At 71.4% G+C, this 12,940-nt stretch carries 12 protein-coding genes and 1 pseudogene; 8 read left to right on the top strand and 5 right to left on the bottom strand.

The annotated features are described in order from the left end of the window. The 3 genes and pseudogenes from ACIBUY_RS20910 to ACIBUY_RS20900 form a co-directional block, all read right to left on the bottom strand. The gene (locus ACIBUY_RS20910; RefSeq protein ID WP_365561701.1) at window positions 1-192 is read right to left on the bottom strand and encodes a hypothetical protein; all 192 of its coding nucleotides are present in this window, start codon (window positions 190-192) and stop codon (window positions 1-3) included. 105 nt (window positions 193-297) lie between these two features. Then, window positions 298-1,026 carry an NADPH-dependent F420 reductase gene (npdG, locus tag ACIBUY_RS20905; protein WP_365561698.1) on the bottom strand — a complete coding sequence of 243 codons (729 nt, stop codon included), beginning with the start codon at window positions 1,024-1,026 and terminating at the stop codon, window positions 298-300. After that, window positions 1,013-1,468: pseudogene (locus ACIBUY_RS20900) on the bottom strand (exo-alpha-sialidase); the annotation flags it as partial. The gene npdG and the pseudogene ACIBUY_RS20900, both read right to left, overlap by 14 nt. A 457-nt stretch (window positions 1,469-1,925) precedes the next feature. Between ACIBUY_RS20900 and ACIBUY_RS20895 the strand changes: the two are divergent. The 4 genes from ACIBUY_RS20895 to ACIBUY_RS20880 are packed head-to-tail and all read left to right on the top strand — an operon-like array spanning window position 1,926 to window position 7,546. Beyond that, window positions 1,926-4,442, top strand: coding sequence for a tetratricopeptide repeat protein (locus ACIBUY_RS20895; RefSeq protein ID WP_399153305.1), 2,517 nt, complete (start codon window positions 1,926-1,928; stop codon window positions 4,440-4,442). A gap of 9 nt (window positions 4,443-4,451) precedes the next feature. Next, a complete protein-coding gene (locus ACIBUY_RS20890; protein ID WP_365561691.1) occupies window positions 4,452-5,858 on the top strand; it encodes a hypothetical protein in 1,407 nt (468 codons plus the stop codon). Next, window positions 5,855-6,913 (top strand): hypothetical protein, encoded by a 1,059-nt coding sequence (locus ACIBUY_RS20885; RefSeq protein ID WP_399153304.1) that lies wholly within the window; start codon window positions 5,855-5,857, stop codon window positions 6,911-6,913. Before ACIBUY_RS20890 ends, ACIBUY_RS20885 begins: the two co-directional genes overlap by 4 nt. 15 nt (window positions 6,914-6,928) lie before the next feature. Continuing rightward, complete coding sequence (locus ACIBUY_RS20880) at window positions 6,929-7,546, top strand: hypothetical protein (protein ID WP_365561687.1); 618 nt, start codon at window positions 6,929-6,931, stop codon at window positions 7,544-7,546. A 48-nt stretch (window positions 7,547-7,594) separates the two neighbouring features. On the opposite strand, the gene ACIBUY_RS20875 is transcribed toward ACIBUY_RS20880, so the two are convergent. Then, window positions 7,595-7,837 (bottom strand): hypothetical protein, encoded by a 243-nt coding sequence (locus tag ACIBUY_RS20875; protein ID WP_365561684.1) that lies wholly within the window; start codon window positions 7,835-7,837, stop codon window positions 7,595-7,597. Between the two features lie 67 nt (window positions 7,838-7,904). Between ACIBUY_RS20875 and map the strand changes: the two genes are divergently transcribed. Further along, window positions 7,905-8,774 (top strand): type I methionyl aminopeptidase, encoded by an 870-nt coding sequence (map, locus tag ACIBUY_RS20870; RefSeq protein ID WP_365561682.1) that lies wholly within the window; start codon window positions 7,905-7,907, stop codon window positions 8,772-8,774. A 159-nt stretch (window positions 8,775-8,933) separates the two neighbouring features. After that, window positions 8,934-9,584: a biliverdin-producing heme oxygenase gene (locus tag ACIBUY_RS20865; protein ID WP_365561679.1), complete on the top strand. Its 651-nt coding sequence runs from the start codon at window positions 8,934-8,936 to the stop codon at window positions 9,582-9,584. 13 nt (window positions 9,585-9,597) lie between these two features. Here the strand turns inward: ACIBUY_RS20865 and ACIBUY_RS20860 are convergent, their stop codons facing one another. After that, a complete protein-coding gene (locus ACIBUY_RS20860; RefSeq protein ID WP_399153303.1) occupies window positions 9,598-10,278 on the bottom strand; it encodes a PhzF family phenazine biosynthesis protein in 681 nt (226 codons plus the stop codon). A 201-nt stretch (window positions 10,279-10,479) separates the two neighbouring features. On the opposite strand from ACIBUY_RS20860, the gene efeO reads away from it, so the two are divergent. Together efeO and efeB are read left to right on the top strand one after the other, a co-directional pair. Then, window positions 10,480-11,622 carry an iron uptake system protein EfeO gene (efeO, locus tag ACIBUY_RS20855; protein WP_365561674.1) on the top strand — a complete coding sequence of 381 codons (1,143 nt, stop codon included), beginning with the start codon at window positions 10,480-10,482 and terminating at the stop codon, window positions 11,620-11,622. Window positions 11,623-11,650: 28 nt separating this feature from the next. Next, window positions 11,651-12,940: an iron uptake transporter deferrochelatase/peroxidase subunit gene (efeB, locus tag ACIBUY_RS20850; protein ID WP_365561671.1), complete on the top strand. Its 1,290-nt coding sequence runs from the start codon at window positions 11,651-11,653 to the stop codon at window positions 12,938-12,940.

Genomic DNA, 12,940 nt, shown 5'->3' with positions numbered 1-12,940 from the left:
TCAGGCGGTGGGTGCCTGGGCCTGCGCCTTCTCGAGCTTGGCCCTGCGCACGTAGAACCACGTCATGTTCGACGTGATGCCCGCGATGAGCACCCACACGATGCCGAGGAAGCTGCCCTGGACGAACGACACCACCGCGGCCGCCACGGCGAGCAGGCAGACGACGAGGGCGAAGAGTGCGATGCGGGGCATGGGGTCGGCTCCAATACAGCACGTACGGCACGGCGGTGATTCGCCGACCAGTGTCCCCCATGCCCCGCGGGCGCCCGAACGCGCCCTTGACCTACCCGCTTGTCCTTATACGTCCGTGACGCGCAGGCCCGCGTGCGCCTTGTAGCGGCGGTTCGTCGAGATGAGGTTGGCGACCAGGGACTCGACCTGGTGGGCATTGCGCAGGCGGCCGGCGAAGACCCCCCGCATGCCGGGGATGCGGCCGGCCAGGGCCTGCACCAGGTCGGTGTCCGCACGGGCCTCGCCGAGCACCATCACGTCCGTGTCGATCTCCTCGACCTCCGGGTCGGCGAGCAGCACGGCCGACAGGTGGTGGAAGGCGGCCGTGACCCGGGAGTCGGGGAGGAGGGCGGCGGCCTGTTCCGCCGCGCTTCCCTCCTCAGGCTTCAGGGCGTACGCGCCCTTCTTGTCGAAGCCGAGCGGGTTGACGCAGTCGACGACGAGCTTGCCCGCCAGGTCCTCGCGGAGGGCTTCGAGGGTGGCGCCGTGGCCGTCCCAGGGCACGGCGACGATGACGACGTCGCTGCGCCGCGCGCACTCCGCGTTGTCGGCGCCCTCGATGCCGAGGCCGTGTTCATTGAGTTCCTCGGCGGCCGCCTGCGCGCGCTCCGCGGCGCGGGAGCCGAGGATCACCTTCTGACCGGCGCGGGCGAAGCGGTAGGCGAGGCCCTTGCCCTGCGGTCCCGTGCCGCCGAGCACGCCGACGACGAGTCCCGAGACGTCGGGCAGGTCCCAGGGGTCCTTGGCCGGGGCCTTGGGGGCGGCGGCCTGTGCGCTGTCATCACTGGTAGTCATGCAGTGACCTTACTGAGGCGTACGGGCCGATGAGCGCGGCCACCGGGATCCGGCGGAACGTGATCGTCTCGTACGCGGAGGAGTCCCCGGTCTCGTAGAGCGGTCCGACGGTATCGTCGTCGGCGCGGACGAGGTCGCAGCAGGCGGCGGGCAGCCCGTCCACGGTGTGGGCGACGTGCCAGGTGGTGCCGCCGTCGAGGCCGCGGCGGACCGTCATCAGGGCGCGGGCCGCCGGGTCCGCGGGTCCCGCGTACAGCAGCGCGTCCGGGCCGTCGAGGTGCGGCAGGCCACCCTGGACCACGGGCCCGGTCGGTCCTGCCTGCGGGCGGAAGGCTTTCTGAAGTCGTTCGACGCCGTCGAGTCAGTGGGCGTCGGCACGGATGCCCGGGGCGGTGCCGGCGGTGCGGGTGTTGAAGTAGAGCCTGCCATCGGGGAGTTGGGCGCGAGGTGGTGGCGTACCGTCCCCGCGAGGACGCCGGCGCGGGCAATCCGTCGCCGGTCACTCTTACCTCAGTCCACTCGGCCCTCGCAGAACGCGAGGAGCGTCCCGCCGTACGCACGGACGACGGCCGGGATACGGAAACTGGCGTAGCCGTCTCCTCCGGCACGGAACGGCGCGGAACGGCGCGGAGGCCTCCGGCGGCTCGGGCGGCTCTGGCTTCACTCGGGTGACAGGCACGGGCGCCATGCTCCCCGCCGAAGGTAACTCCGGGTGAACTTCGGTTCGCCTCAGGGCCGTTCGGCCCACCCGTAGCGGACAGGAGTGCCTGGCACCGCCATGGACGTAGCCGAATCCGTACCGATGATTGCGCATATGTCCTCGGCCGATTCGGGTACCAGACCTACTCTGAGTCACCACGGCCTGCGTGGCCGACCGGGGGGAAATCGGGGGAATCGCCATGAGCGATGCCGAGCTGTACCAGCACGCCGAGCGGCTCTTCGAACAGGGCCCGGGGGTGCTGGTCCTCCAAGGGGCCCCGGGCATCGGGAAGTTCCGGCTCGCGTCCACGCTCGCGGACCGGCTGCTGAAGACGTGCGGCCGGTCGGGGCTGCGGCTCGAACTGCGGATGACGTCGTGGGGCGACGACGCGCCCCGGTACGACCTGCTGGAGCTGCTGCGCGAGCTGGACGCGGAGCTGGACCGCCCCTGGGAGATGACGAATCATCAACTCCGGGAGGTCTACCGCGAGTTGACTCGGTACCAGCCGACCGTGCTGCTGCTCGACGAGGTCACGCGGTGGAGCGGCGTACGGGACTTCCTGCTGCCCGGCGGACCGCGCTCGCTGGTGATCGCCAGCAGCGAGGAGCCGCTGTCGGACGCGGATCTGCGCGGCAGCGGTCTCGACCCGGACCGGGTGCACCAGGTCCTGGTGCACGGGCCCGACCGGGCCGGGAGCCGGCAGATCTTCCTGGAGTCCGGGGGGCGCGTCCCGACGACGCCGCAGGAGCAGGAGGGGGTCGAGGAGCTGATCGCGCTGTGCGAGGACCGGCCCCTCGCGCTGAAGCTGGCCGCGGGGATCTACGGCCAGCGGCGCGACTGGACGGCGCGCGACGTCGTCGCCCGGATGCGGCGGCGCCCCGACGAGGACATCGCGCGCAAGCTGCTGCGCTGGGTGTACGAGCACCTGCAGCCGGACGAGCGGCGCCTGATCAATCTCCTTTCGCTGTCCACCCGGTCCTCCGTGGAGCCGCTGTCCGGGGCGACGGTGGCGAGCCTGCGCGGCCGCGAGCGGCACCGGCACATCGAGACGGCCGCCCTCGGCGAGGAGGGTCTGCAGGCGCTGACCGCGCGGGGGCTCCTGGAGTCGGTGGGCGATCAGCGCTACCGGCTCAGCCCGTCCGTGCAGCGCTTCACCCATGAGCAGCTCGCGGCCCGCGAGCGCTTCGACCCCTCGGACCGCAATCTCGCGGAGGCGTTCCGGCTGTTCGTCGCGGCGATGCCCGCGCTGCCGACGATCCCGATGGAGAAGGGCTCGATCGCCGAGATCCTGGACCGGCCGCCGGACAAGAAGAACCTGGAGCTGTTCACCCGGCTGACGGCCGCCGATCTCTGCGACCACCTGGTGCAGCAGCGCGAGTCGCTGGTCCTGACGATGCTGCTGTACGTCGTCGGGCAGTTCGCCGACGACGTGCGCCGGGTGCTGGAGCTGGCGGTGCACGGCGCCCTCGGCGTCCTCGACCGCAAGTCGGGCCATCTCGACGAGGCCAGGGACCGGCTGATCTGGGTGCGCGACCAGTACGCGGCGCGCAACTGCGAACAGCTGGAGGTCAGGACGCTGCGGCAGATCGGGGTGGCCTGCTACCACGCGGGCGAGCTGCGCACGGCGGTGCACTATCTGCGCCGGGCGGCCGATCTGGTCTCCGCGGACACCGAGGACAACCGGCACGAACGACCGTGGATCCTGCGGGTGTTGGGCACCGCGTACATCGACATGGGCCGCCTCGAGGAGTCCCGGGAGATCCTCCTCGACACGATCCGGCTGCACGAGGCGCACGACAATCCGCTGGGCGCCGCGTGGGCCCGTACGTTCCTCGCCAACTGCCTGCTGCAGCTGGGCGAAGTGCGCGAGGCGGAGCGGCAGTTGGACGTGGCGCAGCAGGTCTTCGAGGCGCGCACCCCCGAGCTGTCGTTCGCCCGGGCCTGGGCCGGGCTGACCCGCGGCCGCCAGCTGTGGCGGGATCCGGAGACGCGGAAGCTCGCCCTGGAGCGGATGCGGCACAGCCGCGATCTGTCGATGCAGCTGCGCGAACCGCTCGGCACGGCCTACGCGGAGCTCGAACTGGGCCGCTGCAAGCGCCAGTTGGGCCAGCTGGTCGCGGCCCGCACCTCGCTCGGCACCGCACGGCGCGAGTTCTTCCGGATGGGCAACCGGCTCGGCATCGCCTGGGCCAGTTACGAACTGGCGCTGCTGCCCGGCGGGCAGGAGTCCCCGAAGCCGCTGCTCACCTCGGCGGCGACGGAGTTCGAGCTGTGCGGGGAGCAGCTCGCGCTCGCGCTGACGAAGCGTCAGCTGGAGCGGCTCGCGCGGGGCGAGCGGCCGGACGCGGCGGACACCCGAGAGGGCGGCGAACTGCTCCCGGAGACCGCGTGCCTGGTCACCGTGGACCGGCTGCCCGACCCCGATCCGGTCGGGCCGTGCGCCCAGCTGCGGGTGTCGGTCTATCCCGAACTCGCGGTGCAGAAGGCCCTGGAGAGCAGCATGTACCCGCTGTGCCGGGTGCTGGCCGTGGCGCCGGACGCGACCGTGGTGCCCGGCGCGAGGTCGCTCGATCCGCGGCAGGACGCGTGGCCGCTGCAGGCGACGTTCGATGTGCGGCGCGAGGGTCCTGGCCTGCAGGAAGTCAGGTTCGTCGTGCTGAACGAGGCGGCCGGGACGCTGCTTCAAGACGTGGAAGTCAAGCTGGACATGAAATGAGTCGCGCCCATGGACCCCTACGAGTACCCCCGCCCAGCGGACTCCTACCGGTACCGGCCGTCCGGTAGGCGGGCCCTGCTCGCCGAGAACGAGCGGCGGACGCCGGCCGCGGAAGTGATCGCGGGGCTGCGCATCAAGGATCCCCGCGAGGTCACCCTGGCCTTCGTCCACCACCGGGAGCAGAAGAGCTATACGTGCCAGCTCGTCTTCACCGACCGGCCCGACGACTCGTGGACGGCGTACTGCGTGCGCGAGAGCCAGATCACGGCCCCGCTGCGGGATCTGCGCACGGCCTGGGACGAGGCGATCCGCGCGCAGGGCTGGGAGACGCGGCTCGATCTCAAGGGGCCCGACGAGGCCCGGTGGGCGCCGGTCTTCGAGCAGTTGGAGAAGGCGGGCCAGGCCGCGTTCGAGGCGATCTTCCTCAACCACGAGGACGTCGTGCCGATGAACGAGCTGACCGCCGAGCTGTGCGCGCGGCTGCGCGCGAAGCCGTGCGTGATCGGGATCTGGTCGGACGACCTGTTCGCCCCGTGGGGGCTGCTGTGCCTGCCGCCGCCGACGGAGGACGAGGCCGGCCTCACCGGGGGCCCCGAGGGCTCCGCGGACGCCGCCGCCCTGACGGACTGCGAGGTGTGCGACGCGGCGGAGTACGCCGACGGCCGCACGCTCGCCGAGATCTGGGGCCCGCGCTTCCTCGGCTACCGCCATCTCATCGAGCACCGCGGCCGGCAGCGGCACGCGGACTGCGCGGGACCGCTCATCGAACTGCGCGGGCGCGCCAGGCCCGGCACGCTCTCCCTCGTCCTCACGGACCCGCCGCGCGGACACGGCACCGTCGCCGACCTCCTCACGCGGCACACGGACCAGCTCGACTGCGCGTCCCGCACGAACCGGTTCCTCGCCGCCCTGCACGCCGACCGCTTCGACCGGCAGATCATCTACGTGTGCTGCCACGGCCAGGGTTACAGCCAGGACCCGGCCCGCCTGTACGCGTCCACCGTCGTCACCGAGTCGATCACGGTCGGGGACGTGCTGAGCGCGGTCGCGGGCGGCAATCGCTCCCGGGCCCGGCGGCACGGCTGCGGCGTCACGCACCTGCACGGCGGCCCGCTGCTGTACATGAGCGTGTGCCGGGCCGGGGACTACACGCCGGCCAGCGGTGAACCGGTGTCCAGGACGCTCGCCGAACTCGGCACGTCCTGCCTGGTCGCACCCGAGGTGATCACGCCCAAGGTGCTCGCGGTGGAGCACGCGAAGCGGTTCTTCGGCCCGTTCCTCGACGGCGTCGAGGCGGGCCGGCAACTGCGCGCCATCACCCAGGACCTGGCCCGCGAGTACGGCACCCTGCTCGGCCTGATCTACGCGGTCAAGGGCCGGCAGGACGCCCGGCTCCAGCAGGCGGTGGCGTCATGACCGCGCCCGCCGCCCTGGACCTCGTGACCCTGGACCTGGACGAGGACGGCATGCTGCGCCACCCGGACAGCGACCGGCAGATCACCGACGCCGAACTGCCGGAAACCATCAGGCAGTTGCTCAGCCTGCCCGTCGCCGCCACCGACCTGCTGGTGTTCGTGCACGGCTGGCTCACCCCGCCCGAGGAGGCGCGGGCGCGGATGGCGCGGCTCGTGCAGCTGACCGAGCAGGCGTGGGCCGTGCGCCGCGCGCTGTATCCGCGGCTTCCCGACGGGCTGCGGGTGCAGCCCATCGCACTGCGCTGGCGGTCGGACACCGGCTACCGCGAGGCGATGGCCCGCACCCGGAACGCCGCCCTGGAGGGCCATGCCGCGCACGTGCTCGCGGCGCTGCTCGGCTATCTCGACGCGTGGCGCGAACTCCCGGTACCGGACGGCGCGTTGCCGGGCCGCGGTGGGCAGTACCTGCACTGCGTGGGGCACTCGTTCGGCTGCCGGTTCCTGTGCCAGGCGCTGCCCGAGGCGGGCCCGGCCGAGCACGCCCGGCGCCCCGAGCACGTCATGGCAGGACCCGTGCACCGCGACGAGCGCTACCCGTACACGGTCGACTCGGTGCTCCTGATGCAGATGGCCGCGCCCCGCTCCACCCTCGCCCGCGGCGGCCTCTACGCGGACCTGTTCGAGCGGGCCCCGGTCAGCGGACCCGTCGCCGTGACCCACTCGCGCCACGACCGGGCCACGGGCCTGTGGCACTTCCTGGCGGAGGGCCACCGCGGCATCGGCACGGCGGGCCTGCGCAAGGCCGTCGTGCCGGTCCACCGCATCCGCATGCACCCGCCGCACGTCCCGTACGCGGACGCGGACCTGCACCACCGGCTGATCGACGTGAACGCCACGCGCGTGTTCCGCGCCGGTCGCTTCACACGCAGCGGCGCCCACTCCGACCTGTGGCACCCGCACTCCGCGCACCTGCTGCTGAGCCTGATGGACCGCGCCCGCGAGACGACCCGTACGGGCGGTCTTCCCGCGAACGACCCGAACCCGGACGGCACTTGAGGCACCATGCGCCCCATGGACGCCGTACGAGTAGCCCTGCTGCGCGAGGTCCTCGCCGGCACCGAATGGCCCGCCGCCACCCGCCGCTTCGCCGGGGCGCTGCGCTCCTCGGTGGCCGCACACGGCGGCGGGCTGCTCCTGGTCGGGTCCGCCGACTACGAGCCCTGGCACCTGGCGGCGCACCTGGTGGACGAGGCGGCCTGGTCGGGCACCCCCGAGCTGGCCCCGACCCTCGTACGGCACGCGGCACGCCCCGACGACCCGGCGCATCTCGCCGTCGGGCTCGGTCGCCTCGCGGCGGCGCGGCGGGGCGAGACGCTGCTGGTGGTGACGCCGGACGCGCCGGGCGCCCCGCTCCTGGAGCGCGTGCACGACGCCCGGCGGGCCGGGGCCACGGTGCTCGCGCTCGACGCGGGGCCCGCGGGCGGCGGCAGCGGTGATCTGCACGCCATGGCGCACGACGCGCTGACCGTGCCCGGTGACACCGATCTCGATCTCGACACGGTGCAGCATCTGGTGAGTGCGGCGGCCGGCGAGAACGCGGTGCCGGCTCCGCGGGGGCGCCGGAGGTTTCGTGACCGTCTGTCTCGACTGGCGGATCAGCTGACTGCGCCGCCGCCTGCACGGTGGTGACTGCCTATTGACGCTGAGGTCGCGGGGCTCTGCCCCGGACCCCGGTCCTCAATGGCCGGACGGGCTTGATGTGTCGGGGTCCGACTTACCCTCGTGCCACCTCGGGTCGTTCTCCCACTCCAGGTTCCGCTCCTTGGCGGTGGCCATCGCGTGTTCCGCCTCCTCGCGGGACGCGTACGGACCGAACCGGTCCTTCGCGGGGCACTCGGGCCCCTCCTCGACCTTCCGGTGCTCCAGGCAGTAGTACCACTCGCCCGGTTTCCCGACGGTCCGCTTCTTGAACAGGGCCACGACCGACTCCTCTCCTCAGGACACTCAGAGCCATGGTCCCCCACAGCCGCTCGATACACTCGCTGGCATGTCTGGCCAGTCGACGCAGTCGTCACTCCTCGTCCCGGGGGACATCTCCCCCACTCGTTCCGTGCCCGGGAACATCCGGCGCCCCGAGTACGTCGGCAAGCCCGCACCGACCCCGTACAAGGGCCCGGAGGTCCAGACCCCGGAGACGATCGAGGCGATGCGGATCGCCGGGCGGATCGCGGCGCAGGCGATGGAGGAGGCCGCGAAGGCCATCGCGCCGGGCGTCACCACGGACGAGCTGGACCGCATCGCCCACGCGTACATGTGCGACCACGGCGCCTACCCCTCCACGCTCGGCTACCGCGGCTTCCCCAAGTCGCTGTGCACGAGCGTCAACGAGGTCATCTGCCACGGCATCCCGGACTCCACGGTGCTGCGCGACGGCGACATCATCAACCTGGACGTGACGGCGTACATCGGCGGCGTGCACGGCGACAACAACGCGACGTACCTGGTGGGCGACGTCGACGAGGAGTCGCGGCTGCTGGTCGAGCGCACCCGCGAGTCGCTCGCCCGCGCCATCAAGGCCGTCAAGCCGGGCCGCCAGATCAACATCATCGGCCGGGTCATCGAGTCGTACGCCAAGCGCTTCGGGTACGGCGTCGTGCGCGACTTCACCGGGCACGGCATCAACTCGTCGTTCCACAGCGGCCTGATCATCCCGCACTACGACTCCCCGCACGCGACGACCGTGATCCAGCCCGGCATGACGTTCACGATCGAGCCGATGCTGACGCTCGGTACGCACGACTACGACATGTGGGCCGACGGCTGGACGGTCGTCACCAAGGACCGCAAGCGCACCGCCCAGTTCGAGCACACGCTGGTCGTCACGGAGACCGGCACGGAGATCCTGACCCTGCCGTAGCCCCGCCCGCTCCTCGCAAGAGCCCGTCCCTGTTGGGGCGGGCTCTTCCGTTTACGTTGCCTTGATCGGGAAACCGGGTACGTTTTTACCGACAGGTTGTCGGGAAAGCTGTTATCTTAGGCGAGCCTAACCTAACTTGAACACCTTGGCGGAGGTCTCATGGACACCTCGTTCTCCACTCTGATCCGCACTGCCTCGCACGAGCAGCACACCGAGGCGGAGACGTCCACGTTCATGAGCGACCTGCTCGGCGGCACCCTCGGCGTGGACGCGTACGCGCGGTACACGGAGCAACTGTGGTTCGTCTACAAGGCACTTGAGAGCGGCATAGAGCGACTGGCGGACGACCCGGTCGCGGGCCCCTTCATCCAGCCGGAGCTGCTGCGCCTGCCCGAGCTGGAGCGCGACCTCGCGCATCTGCGCGGTGCGGACTGGCGTGCGCACGTCTCCGCCCTTCCCGCGACGCGGGCGTACGCGGACCGGGTCGCCGAGTGCGCACGGGAGTGGCCCGCCGGTTACGTGGCCCACCACTACACCCGCTACCTGGGCGACCTGTCGGGCGGGCAGATCATCCGCGACAAGGCGGAGAGGACGTGGGGCTTCGCGCGCAAGGGCGACGGTGTGCGGTTCTACGTGTTCGAGCAGGTCGGGAACCCGGCGGCGTTCAAGCGGCGGTACCGCGAGCTGCTCGACGCGATCTCCGTGGACGAGTTGGAGCAGCAGCGGGTCATCGCCGAGTGCAAGGCCGCGTTCGCTCTGAACACGGGGGTCTTCCGGGCTCTGGGTGAGGAATTCCCCGCGGCGGCGTGAACCCTCAGAGCCATCAAGGCGATTCGGTGAGCCGCACCCGCCCACCGATCTCTACGAATCCCCCGGGTTGCGGTGCCGTGAGGATCTGGGAGCCGCGGCCCTGGCGGATGTTCAGGGCCCGGTCCAGTTGGCCGGTCAGCAGGAGCGCGGCCGCTCCCGTCGCCTCGTCCTCGACGATCCCGTCGTTCCTGCCGGGGAATCCGCGGGCCCTGACCCGGCCCGCGGCCTCGTCCTCCCAGGCCCAGGCGTAGATCCACTCCCCCGCCGGAGGCACCGGCAGCGCGTCCACCTCCGCCGCCGAGCCGAACTGGCGCAGCGTGCGCGGCGGGGCCCACTCGGGGCGGGCCTCGATCCAGCTGAACTCGCCGTCGAGGCGGGCCCCGACGACACCCGCGGGCACGACCAGTTCGGGCAGGTCGAGGAGCCAGGCCGTGCCGACGCAGGGGTGGCCCGCGAAGGGCAGGCGCAGGGTCGGGGTGTAGATGTCGATGACGCCGCGCTCCGGGTCGTCGACGAAGACCGTCTCGCTGAAGCCCAACTTGCCCGCGAAGGCCTGCCGTTCGCCGCGGTCCGGCATGCGGGCGCCGTCGCGTACGACGCCGAGCTCGTTGCCGTGCAGGCCGTCGGGGCCGCAGAACACGTTCAGGACGTCGTAGTCCTTGTCGTGGTGATCCTCGTAGCGCGCGTAGTTCACCGGGGCAGTGAACCACGCAACCGGCACCGCTTGACCTCCCCTTGACCATTTCGTGGGTCGGTCGAGGGTCGGTCGTATCCGTGCCGCGACCAGGCGGTTCTCGTGAGAGGTGAATCACGGACCAGACGGGTAGCACTAAGGCAAGCCTCATATAAGTTAGGGCCGCCTTAGCAGGAGTCTGTGAATCTTCTTGGAGCCCGCATGCGAGCCGTCCGTCTCTCCGTCGCCACCGCCGTCGCCACGGTGGCGGCCCTGACCGCCGTCACGGGCTGCACCGAGAAGAGCGACGCCAAGAGCGGTGGCTCCGACGCCATCCAGGTGACCGCGACCGACGACGGCTGCAAGGTCTCGAAGACCTCCTTCCCCGCCGGCCACGTCGAGCTGGCCGTCGAGAACAAGGGCTCGCGCGTCACCGAGGTCGAGATCCTCTTCCCGGACGACCGCATCGTCTCCGAGCGCGAGAACATCGGCCCCGGCACCAAGCACACCCTGACCGCCGAGGTGAAGAGCGGCGACTACCGCATCGCCTGCGTCCCCGGCATGAAGGGCAAGGGCCACCGCCAGGACGTGCAGGCGACCGGCGGCACCGCCGCCAAGCGCAACCCGAAGCTGGACCAGGCCGTCGCCGACTACCGCGCCTACGCGCAGGAGCAGGCCGACCAGACGCTGCCGAAGGTCAAGGTCTTCACCGACGCGATCCGCAAAGGCGACCTCGAGGGCGCGAAGAAGGCGTACGCGCCCTCGCGCATCGGCTGGGAGCGCACCGAGCCGGTCGCCGAGTCCTTCGGTGACATCGACCCGAAGACCGACACCCGCGCCGACGGCCTCGAAGAGGGCCAGAAGTGGACCGGCTGGCACCGCCTGGAGAAGGCGCTGTGGCAGGACAAGAAGATCGGCGCCGAGGAGAAGACCCTCGCCACGCAGCTCGACAAGGACCTCGCGGACTGGCAGCAGCGCGTCGGCAAGGCCGTGATCACCCCGACCTCCATGGCCAACGGTGCCAAGGAGCTCCTCGACGAGGTCGCCACCGGCAAGGTCACCGGCGAGGAGGACCGCTACTCGCACACCGACCTCGTCGACTTCAAGGGCAACGTCGAGGGCGCCGAGAAGGCGTACGACCTGCTCAAGCCGGTCGCCGAGAAGAACGACGCGGCGCTGGCCAAGGAGCTCGACAAGCAGTTCGCCGCGCTCGACACGGTGCTCGACAAGTACCGCACGGACAAGAGCGGTTACGACTTCACGTCCTACGACAAGGTCACCAAGGCGCAGCGCAAGGAACTGTCCGACGCGGTCAACGCGCTCGCGGAGCCGCTGTCGAAGCTGGCCGCCGCGGTCGTCAAGTAACCACAGGACAACGGAACAGGAAGCCGCCATGACGGACAACTCCCCTACCCCGTCCCGGCGTTCGCTGCTCACGGTCGGCGGTGCCGGGCTCGCGCTCGGTGCCGCGGCCGCGGGCGGCGCCGTCGCACTGACCCGCTCCGACAGCGGCGACGACATGCAGCCGGCCGCCGAGTCCGGCGGTGCGGTGCCCTTCCACGGCGCGCACCAGGCCGGTATCGCGACGGCGGTGCAGGACCGGCTGCACTTCGCCGCGTTCGACGTGACGACACAGGACCGCGAGGAGTTCGTCCAGCTCCTGAAGGACTGGACGAAGGCGGCCGCCCTGATGACCGAGGGCCGCGCGGTCGGCGACGGCGCGTACGGCGGGCTCGCCGAGGCGCCGCCGGACGACACCGGCGAGGCGCTCGGCCTCAAGCCGTCCCGCCTCACGCTGACGATCGGCTTCGGGCCCTCGCTCTTCGAGACGTACGGGAAGAAGTTCGGGATCGACGGCAAGCGGCCCGCGGGCCTCGTCGAGCTGCCGAAGTTCCCCGGCGACAACCTGGACAAGGCGCGCTCCGGCGGCGATCTGTGCGTGCAGGCCTGCGCGGACGACCCGCAGGTCGCCGTGCACGCCATCCGCAACCTGGCCCGCATCGGCTTCGGCAAGGTCGCCGTGCGCTGGTCGCAGCTGGGCTTCGGCAAGACGTCGTCGACGACGCCGGACGCGCAGACGCCGCGCAACCTGATGGGCTTCAAGGACGGCACGCGCAACATCGCGGGCACCGACACCAAGCGGCTCGACGAGCACGTGTGGGTGGACGGCGAGAACGGCGAGAACACTGCGGGCGCGGCCTGGCTGACCGGCGGCTCGTACCTCGTCGCCCGGCGGATCCGGATGAACATCGAGACGTGGGACCGCACCTCGCTGCAGGAGCAGGAGGACGTGTTCGGCCGCGACAAGGGCGAGGGCGCCCCGGTCGGCAAGGCCAAGGAGCGCGACGAGCCGTTCCTGAAGGCGATGAAGCCGGACGCGCACGTGCGCCTCGCACACCCGGACAGCAACGACGGGATCACCATCCTGCGGCGCGGCTACTCCTTCACCGACGGCACGGACGGGCTCGGGCGGCTCGACGCCGGTCTCTTCTTCCTCGCGTACCAGAAGGACGTGCGCAAGGGGTTCATCCCGCTGCAGCGCAGGCTGGCGGCGCACGACGCGCTCAACGAGTACATCCAGCACGTCGGTTCGGCGGTCTTCGCGGTGCCGCCCGGCGTCAAGGACGAGAGCGACTGGTGGGGCCGCGGCCTCTTCGACGGGAACGACGGGAAGGCGAGCTGA

The sequence above is a fragment of the Streptomyces sp. NPDC050085 genome, from assembly GCF_044460595.1.
Taxonomy (GTDB): domain Bacteria; phylum Actinomycetota; class Actinomycetes; order Streptomycetales; family Streptomycetaceae; genus Streptomyces.
The sequence above is the reverse complement of the archived record's forward strand: the minus strand, read 5'-3'. Positions and strand labels throughout refer to the sequence as shown.

Excerpts from the sequence above, each read along its gene's own strand:
- ACIBUY_RS20910 (WP_365561701.1), bottom strand. The coding sequence starts at position 192 with ATGCCCCGCATCGCACTCTTCGCCCTCGTCGTCTGCCTGCTCGCCGTG.
- npdG (WP_365561698.1), bottom strand. The coding sequence starts at position 1,026 with ATGACTACCAGTGATGACAGCGCACAGGCCGCCGCCCCCAAGGCCCCG.
- ACIBUY_RS20895 (WP_399153305.1), top strand. The coding sequence starts at position 1,926 with ATGAGCGATGCCGAGCTGTACCAGCACGCCGAGCGGCTCTTCGAACAG.
- ACIBUY_RS20890 (WP_365561691.1), top strand. The coding sequence starts at position 4,452 with ATGGACCCCTACGAGTACCCCCGCCCAGCGGACTCCTACCGGTACCGG.
- ACIBUY_RS20885 (WP_399153304.1), top strand. The coding sequence starts at position 5,855 with ATGACCGCGCCCGCCGCCCTGGACCTCGTGACCCTGGACCTGGACGAG.
- ACIBUY_RS20880 (WP_365561687.1), top strand. The coding sequence starts at position 6,929 with ATGGACGCCGTACGAGTAGCCCTGCTGCGCGAGGTCCTCGCCGGCACC.
- map (WP_365561682.1), top strand. The coding sequence starts at position 7,905 with ATGTCTGGCCAGTCGACGCAGTCGTCACTCCTCGTCCCGGGGGACATC.
- ACIBUY_RS20865 (WP_365561679.1), top strand. The coding sequence starts at position 8,934 with ATGGACACCTCGTTCTCCACTCTGATCCGCACTGCCTCGCACGAGCAG.
- efeO (WP_365561674.1), top strand. The coding sequence starts at position 10,480 with ATGCGAGCCGTCCGTCTCTCCGTCGCCACCGCCGTCGCCACGGTGGCG.
- efeB (WP_365561671.1), top strand. The coding sequence starts at position 11,651 with ATGACGGACAACTCCCCTACCCCGTCCCGGCGTTCGCTGCTCACGGTC.